The organism is Salinicola halophyticus, assembly GCF_003206695.1.
Taxonomy (GTDB): domain Bacteria; phylum Pseudomonadota; class Gammaproteobacteria; order Pseudomonadales; family Halomonadaceae; genus Salinicola; species Salinicola halophyticus.
Map to the genome: position 1 here is coordinate 273,019 of NZ_PZJN01000009.1, position 20,785 is coordinate 293,803.

The window sequence follows — 20,785 nt, forward strand, 5'->3', positions numbered from 1 at the left end:
GAAGTGACTTCATTCATGCGACGCCTAGCCAAGCCGTATTCGAGACCGCCGCCACGCGGGCGGCGCTGTCGTCATACCGCCGCGGCACCACCGACGATTTCCGAAATTTCCTGGGTAATGGCCGCCTGACGCGCCTTGTTGTACACCAGTTGAAGATCGTCAATCAGATCGCCGGCATTGTCGGTCGCGTTCTTCATCGCGATCATGCGCGCGGCCTGCTCACAAGCCGCGTTCTCCACCACGGCCTGATACACCTGGGATTCGACATAGCGAACCAGCAGATGATCGAGCAGGGTCTTGGCATCCGGCTCATACAGGTAGTCCCAGCTTTTCTGTGTATCACCGGGACCGGGTTGTTCATCCCCTTCGCTTTCGTCCTCGACTGCCTCGAGGGGCAGCAGCTGACGCACGACGGGTTTCTGGCTCATGGTGTTGACGAATTCGTTGTACACCACGTAGAGCCGATCCAGACTGCCTTCATCGAAGGCATCGAGCATCACCTTGACGCTACCGACCAGATCCTGGGCTTCCGGCGCATCGCCGAGGCCTTTCTTCGCCGCCAGCAGATTGCCGCCGCGCTTACGAAAGAAGCCGCCGGCCTTGCTGCCGATGGCCGCGAAGTCGGCACCGACGCCCTTCTGGTCCCAGTCGCGCGCGTGCTTGACCACCGCCTTGAACATGTTGACGTTCAAGCCGCCGGCGAGACCGCGGTCACTGGAAACGACGATATAGCCGACGCGCTTGACCTCACGCTCGACCATATAGTCGTGACGGTATTCCGGGTTGGCCTTGGCAACGTGGCCGACCACCCGGCGGATCAGTTTCGCATAGGGCTGGCTGGCCGCCATGCGCTCCTGAGCCCGACGCATTTTCGACGCAGCGACCATTTCCATGGCGCTGGTGATTTTCTGCGTGTTCTTGATGCTCCCAATCTGGGATTTGATCTCTTTTCCAGCTGCCATCTCGGATCACCCTGATTCATGCCGCTCAGTCGGGCGAGACGACCCGCTGCCATCGCATCACGATGGAGCGGGTCGCGCCACCTACCAGGTCTGAGTGGACTTGAACGACTCGAGACCCGACTTGAGACCTTTCTGGATCTCGTCGTCGTAGCCGCCGCTCTGGTTGATCTTGTCGAGCAGGTCGGCATGCTCGGACTTCATGTAATCGTGCAGCGCACGTTCGAAATCCAGCACTTTGTCGACCGCGACGTCGTCCAGGAAGCCTTCGTTGGCGGCGTACAGCGTCACCCCCATCTCGGCCACCGACAGTGGCGAGTACTGCTTCTGCTTCATCAGTTCGGTGACACGCTGACCGTGCTCGAGCTGCTTGCGGGTCGCTTCGTCGAGATCGGAAGCGAACTGCGAGAACGCCGCCAGCTCGCGATACTGCGCGAGGGCCAGACGGACACCGCCACCCAGCTTCTTGATGATCTTGGTCTGGGCCGAGCCGCCAACGCGCGATACCGACAGACCGGCGTTGATCGCCGGACGGATACCAGAGTTGAACAGCCCCGTCTCGAGAAAGATCTGACCGTCGGTGATCGAGATCACGTTGGTCGGAACGAACGCGGAGACGTCGCCGCCCTGGGTCTCGATGATCGGCAGTGCGGTCAGCGAACCGGTCTTGCCTTTCACTTCACCGTTGGTGAACTTCTCGACGTAATCGGTGTTGACGCGCGCGGCACGCTCGAGCAGACGCGAGTGGAGATAGAACACGTCACCCGGGTAGGCTTCACGACCCGGCGGACGACGCAGCAGCAGCGAGATCTGACGGTAGGCGACAGCCTGCTTGGAGAGATCGTCATAGACGATCAGCGCGTCTTCGCCACGGTCACGGAAGTATTCGCCCATGGTGCAGCCGGCGTACGGTGCCAGATACTGCATGGAAGCCGGATCGGCGGCGCCGGCGGCGACCACGATGGTGTGCTCCATGGCACCGTGCTGTTCGAGCTTGCGCACCACGTTGGCGATGGTCGACTGCTTCTGGCCGATCGCCACGTAGATACAGGTGATGCCCGTACCTTTCTGGTTGATGATCGCATCGATCGCCACCGCGGATTTACCGATCTGGCGGTCGCCGATGATCAGCTCACGCTGGCCACGACCGATCGGCACCATCGCATCGATCGACTTGAGACCGGTCTGGACCGGCTGGTCGACGGACTGACGAGTGATGACGCCCGGCGCGACCTTCTCGATCGCATCGGTCATCTTGGTGTCGATGTCACCCTTGCCATCGACCGGGTTACCCAGCGCATCGACCACGCGGCCGATCAGCTCCGGGCCGACCGGAACCTCGAGGATACGACCGGTACACTGCGCGGTCATGCCCTCTTCGAGCTCCAGGTAGTCGCCCAGCACCACGGCGCCGACGCTGTCGCGCTCGAGGTTGAGCGCCATGCCGAAGACGCCACCGGGGAATTCGATCATTTCGCCCAGCATCGCGTCGGCCAGGCCGTGGATGCGAACGATGCCGTCAGCGACGCTGACGACGGTGCCCTGATTACGGGCCTCGGAGGCGACATCCAGCTTATCGATACGCTGTTTGATGATGTCGCTGATCTCGGAAGGATTCAGTTGCTGCATGCCATGTCCCTCGAACTCAAGCGGTGAGCGCTTCGCGCAGACGTTGCAATCGACCGCGCACGGAACCGTCGATGACGGTGTCTCCGGTACGCAGGATCACGCCGCCTAGCAGCTCGCGGTCCACCTGAGTGGTAATGGAGATTTCACGATTCAGGCGCTTCTTCAGAGCCTCGACGAGTACGTTCTGCTGCGCGTCATCCAGCTCGAAGGCGGAGACGATGGTGACATCGACCCGCTTTTCTTGCCGGGCGCGCAGCGCCTCGAACTCTTCGAAAATGTCGGGCAACGCAGCCAGACGCCCCTTTTCGCCGACGAGGTGCAGGAAATTACCCACCCCCTCGTCGAAGGGTTCGTCACCGCAGACTTCCAGCAGCAGACGCGTCTTGTCGTCGGCCGTCAGCCGCGGGTTGGCGAGAATGCGTGCACGGACATCGGAGTCAGCGGCCACCTGGGCGACCAGTGACAGACTCTGGGACCACGCTTGGAGCGCCTTTTGATCGCGCGCGAACTCGAACGCCGCCTTGGCGTAGGGTCGAGCGACGGTAGACGATTCAGCCATGGTGCGCCTCCTTAGAGCTCGGCAGCGAGCTTGTCGACGAGCTCACGATGCTTGGCTTCGTCGATGGAGGACTCCAGGATGCGCTCGGCGCCGGCCACAGCCAGCAGCGATACCTGGGCACGCAGCTCTTCCTTCGCGCGATTGATCTCCTGATCGATTTCGCTGCGAGCGCCTGCAATGATGCGCTCGCCTTCGGCCCGCGCAGTCTCGCGAGCTTCTTCGACGATCTGATTGGATCGCTTGTTGGCCTGTTCGAGGATCTGTTGCGCCTGCTCCTTGCTCTCCCGCAGTGTCTCTTCGGCTTTTTCCTGAGCCAGTTCGAGATCACGGGTCGCACGGCTGGCTGCATCCAGACCATCGGCAATCTTCTTCTGTCGTTCCTGCAGGGCCTGCATGACCGGCGGCCATACATACTTCATGCAGAACCAGACGAAGACGGCAAAGGCTATGGCCTGACCAATCAGTGTAAGGTTCAGATTCACGCCAGCACCTCTCGCGTCACGGGTTTGGGATTAAGGGTCACCGGAGGCCTCGTGGGCCACGAACGGCGCCGTTAACCGACAAACGGATTGGCGAAGGTGAAGAACAGGGCGATACCGACGCCGATCATGGTCACGGCGTCGAGCAGGCCCGCAACGATGAACATCTTGACCTGCAGCTGCGGGATCATTTCCGGCTGGCGCGCGGCGCCTTCCAGAAACTTGCCGCCGAGGATACCGAAGCCGATCGCGGTGCCGAGGGCACCCAGGCCGATCAACAGAGAAACGGCAATCGCGGTCATGCCCAGAACTTGTGCTTCCATGGTTGTCTCCAGTTTTCAGTCGAGTCTTGCTCAGTCGAGTCTTGCTCAGTTGAGTTTCAGGGGTCAGGGGTTAACGGGAACGCTACTCAATGCTGCTCTTCCGTCGCCATGCTCAGATAGACGATGGTGAGCATCATGAAGATGAAGGCCTGCAGCGTGATGATCAGGATGTGGAACACGGCCCACGGGAAGTGCAGCGGCAGCTGCCACAGTCCGACCATCGCTATCAGGATAAAGATCAGTTCGCCGGCGTAGAGGTTACCGAACAGTCGTAACGCCAGCGAAACCGGTTTGGCCAACAAGGTCACGAGTTCAAGCAGTAAATTGACCGGAATCAACAGGATCTGGGCAAAAATATTGGACGTATTGAAGGGGTGCAACGTCAACTCGGCGATAAAACCCGACAGTCCCTTGGAGCGAATGGAATAGAAGATGATGAGTGCGAAGACCGACAGCGACATGCCGAGCGTGGCATTGATGTCGGTGGTCGGGACGACCTTGAAATAGACATGCGACGGATCGGCACCGAACCAGCTGCCGATTTTCTGCGCCAGCATCGGCAGAAAATCCACCGGCACCAGGTCCATGATGTTCATCAGGAAAATCCAGCAGAAAATCGTCAGCGACAGCGGAGCGATCAATCGGCTCTTGCCATGGAACGTCTCGCGTACCGAGCCATCGACGAATTCGACCATCATCTCGACGAAGTTCTGCAGACCGGTGGGAACACCGGTGGAGACGCGCTTGGCCACCGAGCGGAACAGCCACAGAAACAGCACCCCGAGGCCGATCGACCACAACATGGTATCGACGTGGATGGCCCAGAATCCCATCGCCTTGGCATCGGCGGCGGAGTGAGCCATCGACCAGCCATTCTCCGGATGCAGACCATAGGTCATGTTCTGCAAGTGGTGCTGGATGTACTCCGTACTCGTCATGTTGTTGCCAGCCATGGTTCAGCCTCGAGATTGAATGTGTGACGGTCGGCGCAGCAGCCATGGGCCCAGCCAATGCACCAGCAGTGTCACTACATAAGCGCCAAAGAAGAAAGCGGGGTTTGAGGGGGGCACGGCCACGAATGCCAGCGTGAACAGTACCGCCGTCAAACCGAACTTGCCGGCCTCGGCTTGATAGAAGCTTTTGACGATGTTTCTTGCCTGTGCCGGGCCCTGATAACGAAAGGCACACCAGGCAAAGAAGGCGTTGGGAATGGCAGCGACGAGACCACCGGTCAAAGCGGAAAATGCCGTTCCGCGACCCCAGACACCCCAGCCGATGAGGGCCAACCCCATCACCACGCCGCACTGTAACAGGATCAACCCCGCGATTCGCGGTCTTGCAAGCTTGGCCGGTGCCGCTGGCTGCATGGCTTCGGTCTCGCCGTTGATTCCTGGGATGAATTCGCTGCTGCGACGTTCGATGCCTACCTGCGGCGTCAGTCTGACGAATCCCGGCGGATTATAGAGAAGCGATCATGCCGCTTCAACCGAACCTGCACCGATCTGAGGCATCTTGCTGAGCAAAAGATCGCGAAAAGTGCGCAAATCCCGTTAACGCGCTAAATACTTTCGTCGATGCGTCCGTCCTTCGGCTGCCAACCCGCCAGACCGATCAGCGGATATGCTCGAGTATGCCATCCAGTTCGTCGAGGCTGGTGTAACGAATCGTGACACGCCCTTTGCCGGACGAATTATGATGAATCTTGACCGGCGCGCCCAGCAGGTCGCCGAGACGATTCTCGAGCCGTCCGACATCGGCCGGGGGGCGCTTGTCTTCGGCCTTCTTCTGGCCGCTGGCGATCTGCTTGACCAGTGCTTCGGTCTGGCGCACGGTGAGCTCGCGCGCCACCACCTCATGCGCCGCGTGGCGCTGCTTGGCGGCCGGCAGGCTGAGCAGGGCACGGGCGTGCCCCATGTCCAGATCGCCGCGTTCCAGCAGCGTCAGCACCTGCGGATCGAGGGCCAGTAGACGCAGCAGATTGGCAACCTGAGCCCGCGAGCGCCCTACCGCATCGGCAACCTGCTGCTGGGTCAGTTCGAACTCGTCGAGCAGGCGTTTCAGCGCCATCGACTCCTCGACCGGATTGAGGTTCTCGCGCTGGATATTCTCGATCAGCGCCAGGGCGAGTGCGACCTCGTCGCTGACCTCGCGAATGACCGCGGGGATGGTTTCGACCTCGGCCAGCTGCGATGCCCGCCAGCGCCTTTCGCCGGCAATGATCTCGTATCGCTCTGCGCCAATTTGTCGCACCACGATCGGCTGCATCACGCCCTGGGCCCGGATCGAATCGGCCAGTTCCTCCAGCGCTTCGGGCTGGATATCGCGTCGCGGCTGATATTTGCCGCGGGTCAGCTGGCGCAACGGCAGGCGCTCCAGACGCTCGCCGATCCCTTGTGATTCGGGCGAGACCTGCGCCGGCGCCGGCGTATTCGCGTCGGCTTCCTGCGACAGGCTATCGCGGCGACGGGCACTGGAGCCGATCAGGGCATCGAGGCCGCGGCCCAGCGGGCGTTTGCGCGTCGTCATGGGGTGTTCCTCGCAGCAGTCATCGTCATTACAGCGCCAACCGCCGAATCAGTTCCTTGGCCAGAACACGATGGGCCTGGCTGCCACGCGATAGGCGCGCGTACTTGGTGACCGGCACGCCATGACTGGGCGCTTCGGCCACGCGGACGTTACGCGGGATGGTGGTCTTGAGCAGGGAGTCGCCGAAATACTGGCCGAGCTGCTTGCTGACGTCTCGGGTCAAGCTGTTGCGCGGGTCATACATGGTCCGCACGATGCCGAATATCTCGAGGGTGGGGTTCACGCTTTCCTGGATCTGCTCGACGGTATCGAGCAGCGCCGAGAGACCTTCGAGCGCATAGAATTCGCACTGAACCGGAATCAGCACGCCATGGGCAGCGGTCAAGGCGTTGACCGTCAGCATGTTGAGCGAGGGCGGGCAGTCGATCATCACCACGTCGTAATCCGCAGCGACGCTCTCGATGGCGCTCTGCAGCACCCGTTCGCGACCGTCGCGATCGAGCAGATCGACCTCGGCGGCGGTCAGATCGCCGTTGCCCGGCAACAATGCGTAGCCGGCCACGGCGCAATCGACGATCACCTCGGCGGCGCTCTTGTCGCCGAGCAGCACGTCGAGCACGCTGCCGTCGAGATCATGCTTGTCGACGCCGCTGCCCATGGTGGCATGGCCCTGCGGATCGAGATCGATCAGCAACACGCGGCGATCGAGTGCCGCCAGGCAAGCCGCCAGATTGACCGCGGTGGTGGTCTTGCCCACCCCGCCTTTCTGATTGGTCAAGGCAATGATTCTGGTCACTGGCGACTCCCTTCGTCGAGGCTGATCCTGTGGATCGCGAGCGATCCGCTAGCGTGTATCCGGCACGGCATGAACGACACCGCCGTTTCATAACAAAACGGCCCGTTGACGCCGTTACGAGCGTCGCCCCGCCTCATCGACTCGACCGAGACGGAGCAGCTGGCGTTCGGCATCATCGACACCGGGCACCGTCAGCGCCAGCCGTTCGTGGATGGCGACATGGGCCGGCAGCGATTCGAGTTCACGCGATTCGAGCCCCCCTTTCATTGCCAGCCATTCACCGCCTTCGGCCAGCAGCGGCTCGGTCAGCGTGATGAAATCGCCTAACGCCGCGAAAGCACGCGAGATGATCTGGTCGAAGGTCGCGTCGAAAGATTCGACCCGAACCTGCTCGCAGCTGACGTTGTCGAGCCCGAGCTCCATTACTGCCTGGCGCTGAAAGCGGACTTTTTTGCCGTTGCTGTCCACCAGCGTGACCTGAAGTTCGGGATTCAGGATCGCCAGCACCAGCCCCGGGAACCCCGGTCCCGACCCTACGTCCAGCAGGGTGGGTCCGCGCACGGCAAAGGCCACGCTGACGCTGTCCAGCAGATGGCGGCTGACCATCGCCTCGGGCGAGCGCACTGCGGTGAGGTTATAGGCGCGATTCCACTTGTGCAACAGCGCGAGCAGCGACAGCAATCGTTGCCGCTGCGGCCTCTCGATTTCGACGTTCAGCGCCGCCAGACCGTCATCCAGCAGACGTTCATAAACTGGCGTCATGCGCTCAATGCCCGGCTGTCGTCGATCAGACGACGCTTTTTGAGGTGGATCAGCAGAATCGACACGGCGGCCGGCGTGACACCGGAGATGCGGCCGGCCTGGCCCAGCGTCTGCGGTCGGGTCTGTTCGAATTTCTGGCGGATCTCGGTGGAAAGACCTTCGACTCTGGCGTAATCCAGCGATTCCGGTAGCGGGGTGGCTTCATGGCGCCGCAGACGATCGATCTCGTCCTGCTGACGCGCGATGTAACCCTCGTACTTGGCCTCGATCTGGACCTGCTCGGCGACCGGCTCCTCGCTGACGGCCTCGCCCTTGAGCGACGCCACGTCGGCGTAGGTGAGCTCCGGACGCTTGAGCAGCTCCATCAGGCTGTACTCATGCGACAGCGGCTGACCGAGCTTTTCGGCCACGCGCTCGCCGGCCTCGGTCTTCGGCTGGATCCAGGTCGAACGCAGTCGAGCGCTCTCCTGCTCGATCTTCTCGCGCTTAGTCTCGAACGCCGACCAGCGATAATCGTCTACCAGCCCCAGATCGCGGCCGATGGCGGTGAGTCGCAGGTCAGCGTTGTCCTCGCGCAGCAGCAGGCGATATTCGGCACGCGAGGTGAACATGCGGTAGGGCTCCTGCGTGCCCATGGTGATCAGGTCGTCGACCAGCACGCCCAGATAGGCCTCGTCGCGGCGTGGCCACCAGGCCGATTCGCCCCGGACACGTCTGGCGGCATTGATGCCGGCCAGCAGTCCCTGAGCGCCGGCTTCCTCGTAACCCGTGGTGCCGTTGATCTGACCGGCGAAGAACAGATTGTGGATAAATTTGGTTTCCAGCGAGTGCTTGAGATCGCGCGGATCGAAGAAGTCGTATTCGATGGCGTAGCCGGGCCGCGTGATATGGGCATTTTCCATTCCGACGATCGAACGCACGACCTGCAGCTGGACATCGAACGGCAGCGACGTGGAAATGCCGTTGGGATAGAGCTCGTGGGTATCCAGCCCTTCGGGTTCGACGAAGACCTGATGGCTGGTCTTGTCGGCGAAGCGATGAACCTTGTCCTCGATCGACGGGCAGTAACGCGGCCCGACGCCCTCGATCACGCCGGAATACATCGGCGAGCGGTCGAGATTGGCGAAGATGATCTCGTGGGTGCGTTCGTTGGTGTGTCCGATATGGCAATCGACCTGCCGCGGATGCTGATCGCGGCTGCCCAGATACGACATCACCGGCAACGGCGTGTCACCTGGCTGACGCTCGAGTTTGGAAAAATCGACGCTCTTGGCATCGATCCGCGGCGGGGTACCGGTCTTCAGCCGATCGACCCGGAATGGCAGGGCTCGCAGCCGCTGAGCCAGCGCATTGGCCGGCGGATCTCCGGCTCTGCCGCCGGCATGATGATCCAGACCGATGTGGATTACGCCACCCAGGAACGTTCCGGTACACAAAACCACGGTATCCGCCATGAAGCGAATGCCGGTCTGGGTCGTGACACCGACGACGCTGTCGTTGTCGACGATCAGATCGTCGACGCCCTGCTGGAACAGGGTCAGATTGGGCTGGTTTTCCAGCATTCCACGGATGGCGGCCTTGTAACGGACTCGATCGGCCTGAGCCCGTGTCGCTCGCACTGCCGGTCCCTTGCGCGAATTGAGCACGCGAAACTGGATGCCCGCCAAGTCGGTGGCCTGCGCCATGGCGCCGCCCAGGGCGTCGATCTCCTTGACCAGATGGCTCTTGCCGATCCCGCCAATGGCGGGGTTGCAGGACATCTGGCCCAGCGTCTCGATGTTGTGCGTCAGCAGCAGGGTGCGGACACCACTGCGAGCCGCAGCGAGTGCGGCTTCGGTGCCGGCGTGGCCACCGCCGATCACGATGACCTGAAAACGGTCGGGATACTCCACGGTTTACCTCACGAGGTGCTGATGCGAACGCATCGAATCGGCACCGACAGCAAATGGATCTCGAGACCTCGCCAAGACGAGGTTCAGCGCCGTCGCAGCGACGCTTTTCATGGTGGCCGAGAACGGTTGGCCACGAAAGCCGCCCAGTATAAACCTCCTGTGGGTAACCGTCAGGGGTTTTCCACACCCGATTCGACGGTGAGTCGCTAACTCACAGAGTCATTATTAATTAATGAGAAATATATAAAGAAGTTCTGTTGTGGTAGTAACTAATGGTGTGGACATTTTCAGTGGATAAGTGGAAATACTTTATATATTACGAGAACTTGCATTGTTATTCGATTGCTTGACAAGCATGGGGCATGCTGCTGACAGAGGCGTTGATTCCTGTGGACAGAAGCCTTGTTTGTGCACAGCCCGGACTGCACACCTGTTATCCACCGCTGCATACGTCATCTGTTACCGCGGTGGTCAACACCCCCTCGATCGTTCGCTAGCGTCGCGTGAGTCGGGGCTGCAGCAAGATCGGCAAAAAAACTATCCACAGGCGAAAAAAGCCTATCTGGATAACCTGAAACGGCAAATTTCGACCTTTTCGGGCGGATTTTTTGATGCCGACAAGCGGGAATGAACGTCGCGGGTTCGGCCGGACGGGTCAGAATCGGCAAAATCGATGGAGAACGACGAGCCAGACAGTCGCAGGAAAGACGGCGATTCGAACGCCAATGGTTCGAGTCCGAAACAGCCGACAATGAAACGGAAGGGCGATCAACATGGGAAACAGCGCTGAAGAAAAGCGGCGGAAACAAGGGAGCGAGAAGTGAGGCAAGGAGCGCAGCGGCGCAGACAGCGAGCGTGATTCGGTCTGGAAATAGGTCTCCGCGGCACTCTACAGAAGAGCCTATCCACCGGGCAGCAGATAGCGTGCAGGCGGCTTGAAGGAAGCCCTCAAGCCGCGCACAACCCGGTTATCGACTAGTGCTTGAGCACCCGCGCCAGAAACGCCTGAGTGCGCTCATGCTGCGGCTGGTCGAAGAGTTGATTGGGCGGTCCCTGTTCGACGATCCGGCCTTCGTGCACGAACACCACGCGATCGGCGACTTCCCGGGCAAAGCCCATCTCGTGGGTGACGATCATCATGGTCATGCCGTCGTTCACCAGCTCGCGCATGGCGTCGAGAACCTCGCCGATCATCTCCGGGTCCAGCGCCGAGGTCGGCTCGTCGAACAGCATCAGCCGAGGTTCCATTGCCAGCGCCCGGGCGAGCGCTACGCGTTGCTGCTGACCGCCCGAAAGCTGAGTCGGATACTTGTCGGCCTGATCGGAAATGCCGACCCGCTCGAGCAGCTTGTCGGCGGTGGCATCGGCCTGCTGGCGCGTCCAGCCACGGACCTTGCGTGGTGCCAACGTGACGTTGTCGCGGATCGACAGGTGCGGAAACAGATTGAACTGCTGGAACACCATCCCGACCTCGGTGCGCACGGCCTGCAGCGATTTGCCGCTGGCCCCGTTGGGAATCAGGGTCTTGCCATCGACTTCGATGCGCCCGGACTGGAAGGGTTCGAGTCCGTTGACGCAGCGAATCAGCGTGGATTTCCCCGAGCCGCTGGCACCGATGATGACCACGACTTCGCCATGGGCCACGCTGAGGTCGATCTCCTGCATCACGTGCAGGCTACCGAAGTGCTTGTTGACCTTGTCGAGACGCACGATCGGCGATGCCTCGGCCGTCTGAGCGGTGTCCTGGTTGCTTACGCGATCGTTCATCCCACCAACCCCTTGCGTTCGAGCAGACTCAGAGCCAACGACAGGCTCAGGGTAATCGCCAGGTAGAGCAGGGCGATCATGAAGTAGACCTCCAGCGCGGTGAAGGTATTGGCGATGTAGACCTGGCCCTGGCGGACCAGCTCGCCGACCCCGATCACCGAGAACAGCGAGGTGTCCTTGATGCTGACGATGCCCTGATTGCCGAGCGCCGGAATCATCCGGCGCAGGGCCTGAGGCCAGATCACGTAGCGAAAGGTCTGGGGCGGCGACAGCCCCAGCGACAGCCCGGCTTCGCGTTGGCCGCGTTCGATCGATTGCACGCCGCCACGGACGATCTCCGAGATATAGGCGCCAGCGTTGAGGGCGATAGCGGCGATACCCGCCGTCAGCGCGTTGATCGGGCCACCCAGCAGCGTGGGCAGGCCGTAGAAGATGAATAGCACCTGGACCAGCACCGGCGTGCCGCGGAAAACCTCGATATAGACCACGGCGGGAATTCGGAGCCAGCGAGTGGGCCCGATCCGCATCAGGCCGAAAACGATGCCGACCACGAAGCCGATGGCCAGGCCGACGAAAGAGATGAGCAGGGTGTAGGGCAGACCCTTGAGCAGGAAAGGCAGCGAATCGATCGCCGCCTGCCAGTCGAACTGGAAGTTGAACTCCACGGGGTGTCTCCGTTGGCAACGCGAGCAAAAGACCTCACCGCCATGCGATGAGGTCTTCCTGAACTGCCGTCTTCAAGAACGGACAGTCACGGTATCCGCAAGCATCGAGGCCGGCGCGAGAGCGCCGGGCTCGATCAGACGTGGTCGGTCATTTGGCGTCAGCCGCTTCGCCGAACCATTTCTTGTGGATCTCGTCGTAGGTGCCGTCGTCATGCATGGCCTTCAACGCCTTGTTGGCAGGCTCCACCCACTGGCTGTCCTTGGCAAAGGCGATGCCGTACTGCTGGCCTTCATACAGCGGGCCGACGGTCTTGACCTTGTCCTTGCCTTTGGTCTGGGCGAAGTAGCCGACGTTGGGCGCGTCGTAGAAGACCGCGTCCGCGCTGCCGCCCATCAGTGCCATGTACATGTCGGAGCTGCCCGGATAGGGCGTGATCTCGGCATCGTCGCCCAGCTTCTCCTGCAGGTAGTCGTAGCTGGTGGAGCCGATCTTGGTCGCGATGCGCTTGCCTTCCAGATCGTCGAGGGATCCCACGTCGCTGTCGTCGGAGACCAGAATGCGCAGGCCGGAGTCGTAGTAGGGATCGCTGAAATCGACGATCTGCTGGCGTTCGTCGGTGATGGTGATGCCGGCGATCGCCAGATCGACGTTGCCGGTCTGCACCGCGGGGATGATGCCGTTGAAATCCATGGTGTTGAGATCGACCTTGAAGCCGGCGCGGTCGGCGATCTCGTGCAGGATGTCCATATCGAAGCCGACCATCTCGCCACTGTCCTGATCCATCATCTCGAACGGGACGAAGCTGGGGTCGGTGACGGCCTTGAGCGTGGTGTCCTGCGCATTGGCCAGGCTGGAGGCACCCAGCGACAGGGCGAGGGCGGGGATGGCGAGCCAGTAGCTCAGGGATGTGTTGTTTTTCATGGTTTCCTCACGTCTTTATCGATTAGGGCAATCGACGACTACCTTGAGGAATCTTGTTACTGAACGTCAAGTCGACCTAGGTTTTGCTCGAAAATGCCTGCGCTCGACCATACTGCGTTAAAAACTGACTGGAGCTCCTGCCCGGTCAAAATACTCACCGCGTAAACTCCGCTATTTCCTCAGTTTTTTGTATCGTCTGTTCGTCATTCGGCTAATTTTCGATTCAAAACCTAGTTTACCGCCCCAGTTCCTAGACCGAAAACGAGGCGCCGCAGCCACAGGTGGATTGGGCATTGGGGTTCTTGATGATGAAACGGGCCCCGGCCAAGCCTTCCTCGAAATCCACCGTCGAGCCGACCAGATACTGGTAGGAGAGCGAATCCACCACCAGGCTGACGCCGTCGTTGTCGATCACGGTGTCATCCTCGGCGGTCTGGTCGCCGAGATCGAAGCCGTACTGGAATCCCGAACAGCCGCCGCCGGTGACATAGACCCGCAGCTTGAGGCTTGAGTTGTTCTCTTCGGCAATCAACGCCTTGACCCGCGTAGCGGCGGCATTGGTGAAGAACATCGGGGTCGGAGCGAAAGACTCCACTGTGCTCATTGTCACGCTCCCGTGCGTGCCGGCCGTCGATCGAAGTGGCCGGTCTAGCGAAAATGGCATGGGCGGTGAAAACCGCCTCGTTGACGTCCATTATCGGTAATACCGAGTAAAAGGGTCAACTTTAGCCTTGCCGAGGCCGGCGCGAGTCTGCCAGCGGCCGTCACGGATCGGTGTATGATGTCTGTCTCGTCAACCGCTTGGACGGTGTCGCCGGTGGCTCGCACAGGTATCGGGCTGCATGGCTATCGCCCGGCTGGACGAGCGCTTTGGATCGGGCAAGGAGGACGCTTTGCCACGCGTGCCGCGGTTTATCCCCAGACGTCTCAGCCTCGAACGATTTCGACGCCAGCTGGCGAGCGTCGATGCCATGCCGCAGCTCTGCCTGCTGGGCATTCTTGCAGGCATTCTGACCGGAACCGTGATGGTCGTTTTCCGGTTGCTGCTGGAATTCGGCGCGCTGTTTTTCATCCCCGGTGACGATCCGGAAGCGTTCGAGACCCTGTCGCCGCTGTTCCGTGCCGGTCTGCCGCTGGTCGCCGTCGCCCTGATCGGGGCGTGGCTATGGCCGCAACCCGGTCGCGCGCTGAAGATGGGGATCGGTCACGTCATCGAGCGTCTCGCCTATCATCAGGGCAAGATGCCGCTGCGCAACTGGATCAATCAGTGGTGGGTCGGGGTGATTTCGGTGATCGGTGGACTCTCGGCCGGTCGTGAAGGGCCGGCGATCCATCTCGGCTCGGCGGCGTCGAGCTGGATCGGCTCGCGTCTGCGTCTGCCCCACAACAGCCTGCGGGTACTGGTGGCTTGCGGCACCGCGGCAGGGATTTCCGCCTCGTTCAATACCCCGATCGCCGGGGTCATCTTTGCCATGGAAGTGGTGATGATGGAGTACACCATCGCCGGCTTCATGCCGGTGATCCTCGCCGCCACCATGGGGGCGCTGGTCTCCTGGGCGGTCTACGGGGCCGAGCCGGCCTTCAGCGTACCGCCACTTCAGCTCAATTCGCTGCTGGATCTGCCCTGGATCGTGCTGACCGCGCTGGTGGTGGGTCTGCTCGCCGGCGGTTTCGTGCGCTTGGCCCAGGGGCATCCTTCGATCAGCCGCCTGCCTTTTGCCCTGCGTCTGGCGATCATCGGGCTGCTTACAGGCGCCGTCGCCTGGTGGTATCCCCAGGTCCAGGGGATCGGCTACGACAGCTTGGAGAAGATGCTCAACGGGCCGATGGCGCTGGATGTGCTGCTGGTGCTGGCGGTGGTCAAGCTGGCGCTGACCGGACTCTGCATGGCGGGTGGTGTGCCGGTGGGCGTGATCGGGCCGATGCTGGTTTCCGGCGCCGCCGTGGGCGCGGTGATGGGCATGCTCGGCGGGACGCTGCTGCCGAGCGTGGTCACGACGCCGGATCTGTACGCGGTACTCGGCATGGCGGCGATGATGGGTGCGGCGCTGCAGGCGCCGTTGGCCGCCCTGCTGGCGCTGCTGGAGCTGACCCGCAATTCGGCGATCATGCTGCCGGGCATGCTGGCGGTGGTGGTCGCGGTGCTCACCGCTCGCCAGCTCTGCCGCTGCCAGGGATTCTTCCTCTCCAGCCTGACTCAGCAGGGGCTTCACCCGTTGCAGCAGCCGCTGATGCAGGCATTGTCACGGGTCGCGGTGCCGGCAGTGATGGAGCGCAATCTGGTGCGCACGCCGCGGGTCATCGACCATGATCGGGCCAAGGCGCTGCTCGATTCCAAACCGACCTGGCTGGTGATCATCCAGGAGGGTAAGGACAAGCCGCCACTGGCGATGAAGGCCGCTCACCTGGCGCGGGTACTGCATGACGAGGCATGGCTCGCGGAGCATGCCCAGATCGATCTCGAGGAAGTTCCCGGACAGCGTCTCGATCTGGCGCCGGTGCATCTGGAAGCGACGCTGTCCGAGGCCTACGACACGCTCAACGAATCCGGTCTCGACGCGCTCTACGTGGAGCACACCACGGCGCCGATGATTCGCAAGATTTCCGGTATCATCACTCGCGAGGCGATCGAGAACTATTATCGACGTAAGCGCTGACGTCTCCTGTTCATGAGCACCGACGCCTGTGTACCGGCGCCTATGTACCGACGCTTATGTAACGACGCCTGTGTACAAGCACCGGCAACGAGCGTCTCCCACGGAGGTCGAGCCGTGTCGTTGCTGACCGGGCTGCCGACCACACTTGCCTACCACACTGGATAGCGCAAGGAACACACCGCAGCGATCGACGAGGAGAGCAACCATGCGAATAGTGACTGGCTACCTCGCCACCCGATCCCGAATGGCGACGAAACTTCCGGGGTGGGCGCCATGATCCGTCATGCCGACAAGCCCGTGGTGATGGTTCTGGCGGGCCACGATCCCAGTGGCGGTGCTGGACTGGTAGCGGACGCCGAAGCCGTGAGAGGTTGCGGCGGCTGGCCGGTGACCGTACCCACCGCGTTGACCGTGCAATCGACCCGCGAGGTCATCAGCGTCGAACCCTGTCGAGGAGATTACATTCGTCGTGCGGCGCGCGCGCTGTTCGACGATTTTCGTATCGCGGCCATCAAGGTCGGCGTGATCCCCAATCTCGAGGTGCTGGAGGCGGTGATCGACGTCGCCCGTATGAGTCCCGGTACGCCGCTGATCGTCGACCCGGTCATTCGTGGCGGTGACGGCTCCGAGTTATCCACAGTCGATTTGATCGACCCGATTCGTCGCCGACTGTTACCCCTTGTGGATATCTTGACCCCCAATCGACACGAGCTGGCACGTCTGACTTTTGCTATCGGCGGAGACGACGTGGCCCGGGTGGTGGAGATAATGTCGCTGGGCTGCGCGGCCGTCCTGGTGACCGGCACGGATCCGCTGGATGGCGAGTCGGCCGCAGGCAATGTGGTGCATACTCTGCACACGCCGGAACTCAATCGGCAGTGGCAATGGCCACGGCTGCCCGCTCATTATCATGGCTCTGGCTGTACCCTGGCCTCGGCGTTGGCGACCCGTCTGGCCGCCGGGGAAGGATTGGCCGCAGCCTGCGCTCAGGCTCAACGCTTCACCTGGGATACGCTGGATAACGGCTTGGCGCTGGGGCAGGGCCAGTATCTGCCTGACCGGGTCTGGCGTGCGCCCGACTTCGATGCCACGCTGGAATGATGATCTCGATGCCGCCGGTCTCGACCGTCCCGAACGCGCTGTTGGGAGGGTCGAACCAGGCTTCATGCAAGGTTTATTCAAGAGTTATGCACGGGTTTATGAACAAGGGGCTTTACGCGATCACCGATAGCCGATTGCTGCCGGATGACAGAACCCTGCTGGATGCCTGCGAATCGGCACTGGAAGCGGGGCTCGTACTGTTGCAATATCGCGACAAGTCCGCGGATGGCGCTCGTCGCCGACGCCAGGGCGACGCCCTGGCCGCACTCTGCGAACGCCATGGCGTACCCTTGATCGTCAACGACGATCTCGAACTGGCGCTACGCCTGCAACAACGTTGGGGCACTATCATTGGGCTGCACCTGGGTCAGGAGGACGTATCGGTCGCTGCTGCCAGAGAGCGCCTGGGACGTGACGCGATCATCGGCGCCACCTGCCACGACTCGGTGGCACTGGCGCGTGTGGCCGCCGAGGCCGGCGCCAGCTATCTGGCGTTCGGGCGCTTTTTCGCCTCGCGCACCAAGCCTGCGGCCGCATCGGCACCGCTGTCGATTCTTGCCGAGGTCGAATCCCTCGGATTGCCCCGGGTGGCGATCGGCGGGATCGATGTCGACACCGCCGGCCACGCCCGAGCGGCGGGCGCCGAGATGCTGGCGGTCGTCCATGCGATCTTCGGCCAGCCGGACGTCGGCCGAGCGGTGCGCGAACTCAACGCCCGTCTCGCCGAGATGGCTTTGTCGAATTCCGCCATCGATGGAAAACCTGTCATCGATCGATGGCAGTAGAACTTTGCTGGAGAGAACACCATGACGACATCCGCCGAACTGTTCGAACGCGCCTGCCGGCACATTCCCGGCGGCGTCAATTCTCCGGTACGTGCCTTCAAGGGCATGTCGCAGCCGCCGGTCTTCGTCGAACGCGCCCAGGGCGCCTATCTGTTCGACGTCGAAGGCAAGCGCTATATCGATTATGTGGGCTCATGGGGCCCGATGATCACCGGTCATGCCGATCCGGAGGTGTTGAACGCGGTCCGCCAAAGGCTGGATAGCGGGCTTTCCTTCGGCACGCCGACGGCGATCGAGACCACCATGGCCGATCTGATCTGCGAGATCATTCCCTCCATCGATATGGTGCGGATGGTCAATTCCGGCACCGAGGCGACGATGTCGGCGATCCGTTTGGCCCGGGGCTATACCGGCCGCGACAAGATCGTCAAATTCGAGGGCAACTATCACGGGCATTCGGATTCGTTGCTGGTCAAGGCGGGTTCCGGCGCACTGACCCATGGCGAGCCCAGTTCGCCCGGCGTGCCGGCATCGCTCGCCGAACATACCATCACGCTGGCCTATAACGACATCGAAGCGGTGCACGAGTGTTTCGAAGCCATGGGCGAGCAGATCGCCTGCATCATCGTCGAGCCCGTGGCCGGCAACATGAACTGCATTCCGCCGCAGCCCGGTTTTCTGGAGGCGCTGCGCGAGGTCTGCAACAGTCACGGCAGCGTGCTGATCTTCGACGAAGTCATGACCGGATTTCGCGTGGCACTGGGCGGCGCTCAGGCGCACTACGGCGTCACCCCGGACCTGACCTGCCTGGGCAAGATCGTCGGCGGCGGCATGCCGGTGGGCGCCTTTGGCGGCAGACGCGACATCATGGAACAGATTTCACCGCTGGGGCCGGTCTATCAGGCCGGTACGCTGTCCGGCAATCCGCTGGCCATGGCCGCCGGCATCACGCTGCTCGAGAAAGTGCGCCAGCCGGGTTTCCACGAGGCCCTTTCCACGCGCGTCGAGACGCTGTGCGAAGGACTCGAGGCGCGGGCCCGCGATGCCGGTATCGAATTGATTACCCAGCGCGCCGGGGGCATGTTCGGGCTCTTCTTCACCGCCCAGCAGCGGGTCGACAACTTCGGCCAGACCATGGCCTGTGATGCCCAGGCGTTTCGCGATTTCTTCACCCGGATGCTGGAATCCGGTGTCTACCTGGCACCGTCCGCGTTCGAAGCCGGTTTCATGTCGAGCGCGCACACCCACGACGACATTCAGACGACCTTGATGGCCAGCGAACGTGCCTTCGCCGCCATGCGTCAGCTATAAGACACGAACGCGACTGACAGGGAGACGACGCATGAGCCGAACGCTGATACAGGCGCTCAAGGAGGGTGACGGTTTCGATCACCCGATTGGCGCTGTCGAGGTGTTCGAAACCCCCATCTCCTGGGTGGTATCGACGGGCGAGTACGCCTACAAGATCAAGAAGCCGCTGGACTACGGCAGCTTCCTCGATTTTTCGACGCTGGAGAAGCGGCGTCGCCTTTGCGAGCAGGAAGTCACACTGAATCGTCGCGTGGCCCCGACGCTCTATATCGGCAGCGTGGCGATCTCGGGGTCCGAGACGGCGCCGCGGGTCAACGACGACAGCGCGCCGATCGAATACGCGGTCAAGATGCGCCAGTTCAGCAGCCGCCATCTGCTCAGTTCGCTACAGGCCAGCGGCGAACTGTCGGCGGAGCTGATCGACGATCTGATCGATCAGCTCGTCGCGCTGCATGAGTCGGCCGATCGCGTCGATGACGACAGCCCCTACGGCTCTCCCGAGCATATTCGCCAGATGCTGGTCGAGGAGTTCGAACTGATCGAGTCGTTGCTGGAATCGCCTGCGGATCTGGCCGAACTCGAGCGGGTCAAAACCTTGAGCCTGGAGAGTTTCGCTCGGCTCGAGCCGGTTCTCGAGACCCGTCGGCGCAACGGTTTCATTCGCGCGAGCCACGGCGATATCCATCTCGGCAACGCGGTGCGCTTCGAAGGGCGTGCGATCCTGTTCAATGGAATCGAGTTCAACGAGCGCCTGCGCTGGTGCGACGTTGCCTGCGAACTCGCTTTCCTGATCATGGATCTGGAAGCCCGTGGCGAAACCGAGTTCGCGCACTATGCGCTCAATCGTTATCTCGAGCTCTCCGGGGATTATCAGGTCGTCCGCCTGCTCAACTTCTACAAGCGCCACCGAGCGCTATTGCGGGCACGGATCGAACTGGTGCGCGATCACGATGCCGGTATCATCGACGACCTGCCGGCGGGCGAGCCGATCGACGTGTTCCGTCGCTATTTGACCATGGCGCAGGCGTACAGCGAGTTTCGCTTCCCGTATCTGATTCTAGCGGTCGGTGTCTCTGGCAGCGGAAAAAGCCGTTTCACCGAGGAGATCGTGCGGCGTCTGGGTGGCGTACGGATTCGTTCCGATGTCGAGCGTAAGCGGCTTTTCGATTTCACATCGGCACCTGCCGATGCCGCCGAGGTCTACAGCGAGGAAGCCACCGACCAGACCTACCGTCGTCTTGCCGAACTCACGGGCACGGTACTCGAAGCAGGGCTGCCGGCGTGTATCGATGCTACCTGCCTGCTGCTGGAGCAGCGCAAACGGCTTCGGTTCGAGGCGGAAAAGCGCGGGCTGCCGGTTCTGATCGTCAGTTTCGAAGCCGATCAGGCCACGCTCAGAGCGCGTATCGTCAAGCGTGCCAGGCGTAGCGGGGAATCGTCGGAGAAGAGTCTTTCGATCCTGGAGCAGCAGTTGCAGCGCTTCGAGTCATTTGCCAGCAACGAGACGACCCATCTGGTCCACCTCGATACGACGGCGCCCGACGCCAACCTGACGCTGGCCTCGTTGATTCAGGAACGCATGCGGCTGAACTGAAAAATCCCCGGGAAAGCCGCTGGACTATGGCTTTCCGGGGGAATCAGGTACGACTGAG

20 protein-coding genes are annotated in these 20,785 nt (G+C 61.8%); 5 read left to right on the top strand and 15 right to left on the bottom strand.

Annotated elements, in window-relative coordinates:
- Nucleotides 1–71: 71 nt before the first annotated feature.
- The 15 genes from atpG to erpA all read right to left on the bottom strand — a co-directional run bounded on the left by atpG (nt 72) and on the right by erpA (nt 13,883).
- Nucleotides 72–962, bottom strand: a complete 891-nt coding sequence (gene atpG, locus DOM58_RS15190) for a F0F1 ATP synthase subunit gamma (RefSeq protein ID WP_075561473.1) — start codon at nt 960–962, stop codon at nt 72–74.
- Nucleotides 963–1,043: 81 nt separating this feature from the next.
- Nucleotides 1,044–2,588 carry a F0F1 ATP synthase subunit alpha gene (gene atpA / locus DOM58_RS15195; protein WP_075561472.1) on the bottom strand — a complete coding sequence of 515 codons (1,545 nt, stop codon included), beginning with the start codon at nt 2,586–2,588 and terminating at the stop codon, nt 1,044–1,046.
- A gap of 16 nt (nt 2,589–2,604) precedes the next feature.
- A complete protein-coding gene (locus DOM58_RS15200) occupies nt 2,605–3,147 on the bottom strand; it encodes a F0F1 ATP synthase subunit delta (RefSeq protein ID WP_075561471.1) in 543 nt (180 codons plus the stop codon).
- Between the two features lie 11 nt (nt 3,148–3,158).
- Nucleotides 3,159–3,629: a F0F1 ATP synthase subunit B gene (locus tag DOM58_RS15205; RefSeq protein WP_075561470.1), complete on the bottom strand. Its 471-nt coding sequence runs from the start codon at nt 3,627–3,629 to the stop codon at nt 3,159–3,161.
- A gap of 71 nt (nt 3,630–3,700) precedes the next feature.
- Nucleotides 3,701–3,949, bottom strand: coding sequence for a F0F1 ATP synthase subunit C (gene atpE, locus DOM58_RS15210; RefSeq protein WP_011508579.1), 249 nt, complete (start codon nt 3,947–3,949; stop codon nt 3,701–3,703).
- An 86-nt stretch (nt 3,950–4,035) separates the two neighbouring features.
- Nucleotides 4,036–4,902 carry a F0F1 ATP synthase subunit A gene (gene atpB, locus DOM58_RS15215; RefSeq protein ID WP_075561469.1) on the bottom strand — a complete coding sequence of 289 codons (867 nt, stop codon included), beginning with the start codon at nt 4,900–4,902 and terminating at the stop codon, nt 4,036–4,038.
- A gap of 3 nt (nt 4,903–4,905) precedes the next feature.
- Nucleotides 4,906–5,316 (bottom strand): F0F1 ATP synthase subunit I, encoded by a 411-nt coding sequence (locus DOM58_RS15220; RefSeq protein WP_075561468.1) that lies wholly within the window; start codon nt 5,314–5,316, stop codon nt 4,906–4,908.
- Between the two features lie 244 nt (nt 5,317–5,560).
- Complete coding sequence (locus DOM58_RS15225) at nt 5,561–6,475, bottom strand: ParB/RepB/Spo0J family partition protein (protein WP_110693554.1); 915 nt, start codon at nt 6,473–6,475, stop codon at nt 5,561–5,563.
- 28 nt (nt 6,476–6,503) lie between these two features.
- Nucleotides 6,504–7,271, bottom strand: coding sequence for a ParA family protein (locus DOM58_RS15230; RefSeq protein WP_110693555.1), 768 nt, complete (start codon nt 7,269–7,271; stop codon nt 6,504–6,506).
- A gap of 114 nt (nt 7,272–7,385) precedes the next feature.
- Nucleotides 7,386–8,033 (bottom strand): 16S rRNA (guanine(527)-N(7))-methyltransferase RsmG, encoded by a 648-nt coding sequence (gene rsmG, locus DOM58_RS15235; RefSeq protein WP_110693556.1) that lies wholly within the window; start codon nt 8,031–8,033, stop codon nt 7,386–7,388.
- A complete protein-coding gene (gene mnmG, locus DOM58_RS15240) occupies nt 8,030–9,925 on the bottom strand; it encodes a tRNA uridine-5-carboxymethylaminomethyl(34) synthesis enzyme MnmG (protein ID WP_110693557.1) in 1,896 nt (631 codons plus the stop codon). The genes rsmG and mnmG overlap by 4 nt, the downstream gene beginning before the upstream one ends.
- A 975-nt stretch (nt 9,926–10,900) precedes the next feature.
- On the bottom strand, nt 10,901–11,692 hold the full coding sequence (locus tag DOM58_RS15245) for an amino acid ABC transporter ATP-binding protein (protein WP_110693558.1): 792 nt from the start codon (nt 11,690–11,692) through the stop codon (nt 10,901–10,903).
- A complete protein-coding gene (locus tag DOM58_RS15250; protein WP_075561462.1) occupies nt 11,689–12,357 on the bottom strand; it encodes an amino acid ABC transporter permease in 669 nt (222 codons plus the stop codon). Before DOM58_RS15250 ends, DOM58_RS15245 begins: the two co-directional genes overlap by 4 nt.
- Before the next feature lie 148 nt (nt 12,358–12,505).
- Nucleotides 12,506–13,279, bottom strand: coding sequence for a transporter substrate-binding domain-containing protein (locus DOM58_RS15255; RefSeq protein ID WP_075561461.1), 774 nt, complete (start codon nt 13,277–13,279; stop codon nt 12,506–12,508).
- Between the two features lie 250 nt (nt 13,280–13,529).
- A complete protein-coding gene (gene erpA, locus DOM58_RS15260) occupies nt 13,530–13,883 on the bottom strand; it encodes an iron-sulfur cluster insertion protein ErpA (protein WP_075561460.1) in 354 nt (117 codons plus the stop codon).
- A gap of 238 nt (nt 13,884–14,121) precedes the next feature.
- On the opposite strand from erpA, the gene DOM58_RS15265 reads away from it, so the two are divergent.
- From DOM58_RS15265 to DOM58_RS15285, 5 genes are all read left to right on the top strand, one after another.
- Nucleotides 14,122–15,936, top strand: a complete 1,815-nt coding sequence (locus DOM58_RS15265) for a chloride channel protein (RefSeq protein ID WP_110693559.1) — start codon at nt 14,122–14,124, stop codon at nt 15,934–15,936.
- A 276-nt stretch (nt 15,937–16,212) separates the two neighbouring features.
- Nucleotides 16,213–17,037, top strand: a complete 825-nt coding sequence (gene thiD / locus DOM58_RS15270) for a bifunctional hydroxymethylpyrimidine kinase/phosphomethylpyrimidine kinase (RefSeq protein ID WP_425353399.1) — start codon at nt 16,213–16,215, stop codon at nt 17,035–17,037.
- Nucleotides 17,038–17,135: 98 nt separating this feature from the next.
- Nucleotides 17,136–17,822, top strand: a complete 687-nt coding sequence (thiE, locus tag DOM58_RS15275; RefSeq protein WP_223162197.1) for a thiamine phosphate synthase — start codon at nt 17,136–17,138, stop codon at nt 17,820–17,822.
- A gap of 21 nt (nt 17,823–17,843) precedes the next feature.
- Nucleotides 17,844–19,133, top strand: a complete 1,290-nt coding sequence (gene hemL, locus DOM58_RS15280) for a glutamate-1-semialdehyde 2,1-aminomutase (RefSeq protein ID WP_110693561.1) — start codon at nt 17,844–17,846, stop codon at nt 19,131–19,133.
- Nucleotides 19,134–19,164: 31 nt separating this feature from the next.
- Complete coding sequence (locus DOM58_RS15285; RefSeq protein ID WP_110693562.1) at nt 19,165–20,727, top strand: bifunctional aminoglycoside phosphotransferase/ATP-binding protein; 1,563 nt, start codon at nt 19,165–19,167, stop codon at nt 20,725–20,727.
- The last annotated feature ends 58 nt before the right edge of the window (nt 20,728–20,785 follow it).

What these genes read in the sequence shown, in the direction of transcription:
- atpG (WP_075561473.1), bottom strand. Translation starts at nt 962, where the DNA reads ATGGCAGCTGGAAAAGAGATCAAATCCCAGATTGGGAGCATCAAGAAC.
- atpA (WP_075561472.1), bottom strand. Translation starts at nt 2,588, where the DNA reads ATGCAGCAACTGAATCCTTCCGAGATCAGCGACATCATCAAACAGCGT.
- DOM58_RS15200 (WP_075561471.1), bottom strand. Translation starts at nt 3,147, where the DNA reads ATGGCTGAATCGTCTACCGTCGCTCGACCCTACGCCAAGGCGGCGTTC.
- atpE (WP_011508579.1), bottom strand. Translation starts at nt 3,949, where the DNA reads ATGGAAGCACAAGTTCTGGGCATGACCGCGATTGCCGTTTCTCTGTTG.
- atpB (WP_075561469.1), bottom strand. Translation starts at nt 4,902, where the DNA reads ATGGCTGGCAACAACATGACGAGTACGGAGTACATCCAGCACCACTTG.
- DOM58_RS15220 (WP_075561468.1), bottom strand. Translation starts at nt 5,316, where the DNA reads ATGCAGCCAGCGGCACCGGCCAAGCTTGCAAGACCGCGAATCGCGGGG.
- DOM58_RS15225 (WP_110693554.1), bottom strand. Translation starts at nt 6,475, where the DNA reads ATGACGACGCGCAAACGCCCGCTGGGCCGCGGCCTCGATGCCCTGATC.
- rsmG (WP_110693556.1), bottom strand. Translation starts at nt 8,033, where the DNA reads ATGACGCCAGTTTATGAACGTCTGCTGGATGACGGTCTGGCGGCGCTG.
- DOM58_RS15245 (WP_110693558.1), bottom strand. Translation starts at nt 11,692, where the DNA reads ATGAACGATCGCGTAAGCAACCAGGACACCGCTCAGACGGCCGAGGCA.
- DOM58_RS15255 (WP_075561461.1), bottom strand. Translation starts at nt 13,279, where the DNA reads ATGAAAAACAACACATCCCTGAGCTACTGGCTCGCCATCCCCGCCCTC.
- erpA (WP_075561460.1), bottom strand. Translation starts at nt 13,883, where the DNA reads ATGAGCACAGTGGAGTCTTTCGCTCCGACCCCGATGTTCTTCACCAAT.
- DOM58_RS15265 (WP_110693559.1), top strand. Translation starts at nt 14,122, where the DNA reads ATGGCTATCGCCCGGCTGGACGAGCGCTTTGGATCGGGCAAGGAGGAC.
- thiE (WP_223162197.1), top strand. Translation starts at nt 17,136, where the DNA reads ATGAACAAGGGGCTTTACGCGATCACCGATAGCCGATTGCTGCCGGAT.
- hemL (WP_110693561.1), top strand. Translation starts at nt 17,844, where the DNA reads ATGACGACATCCGCCGAACTGTTCGAACGCGCCTGCCGGCACATTCCC.
- DOM58_RS15285 (WP_110693562.1), top strand. Translation starts at nt 19,165, where the DNA reads ATGAGCCGAACGCTGATACAGGCGCTCAAGGAGGGTGACGGTTTCGAT.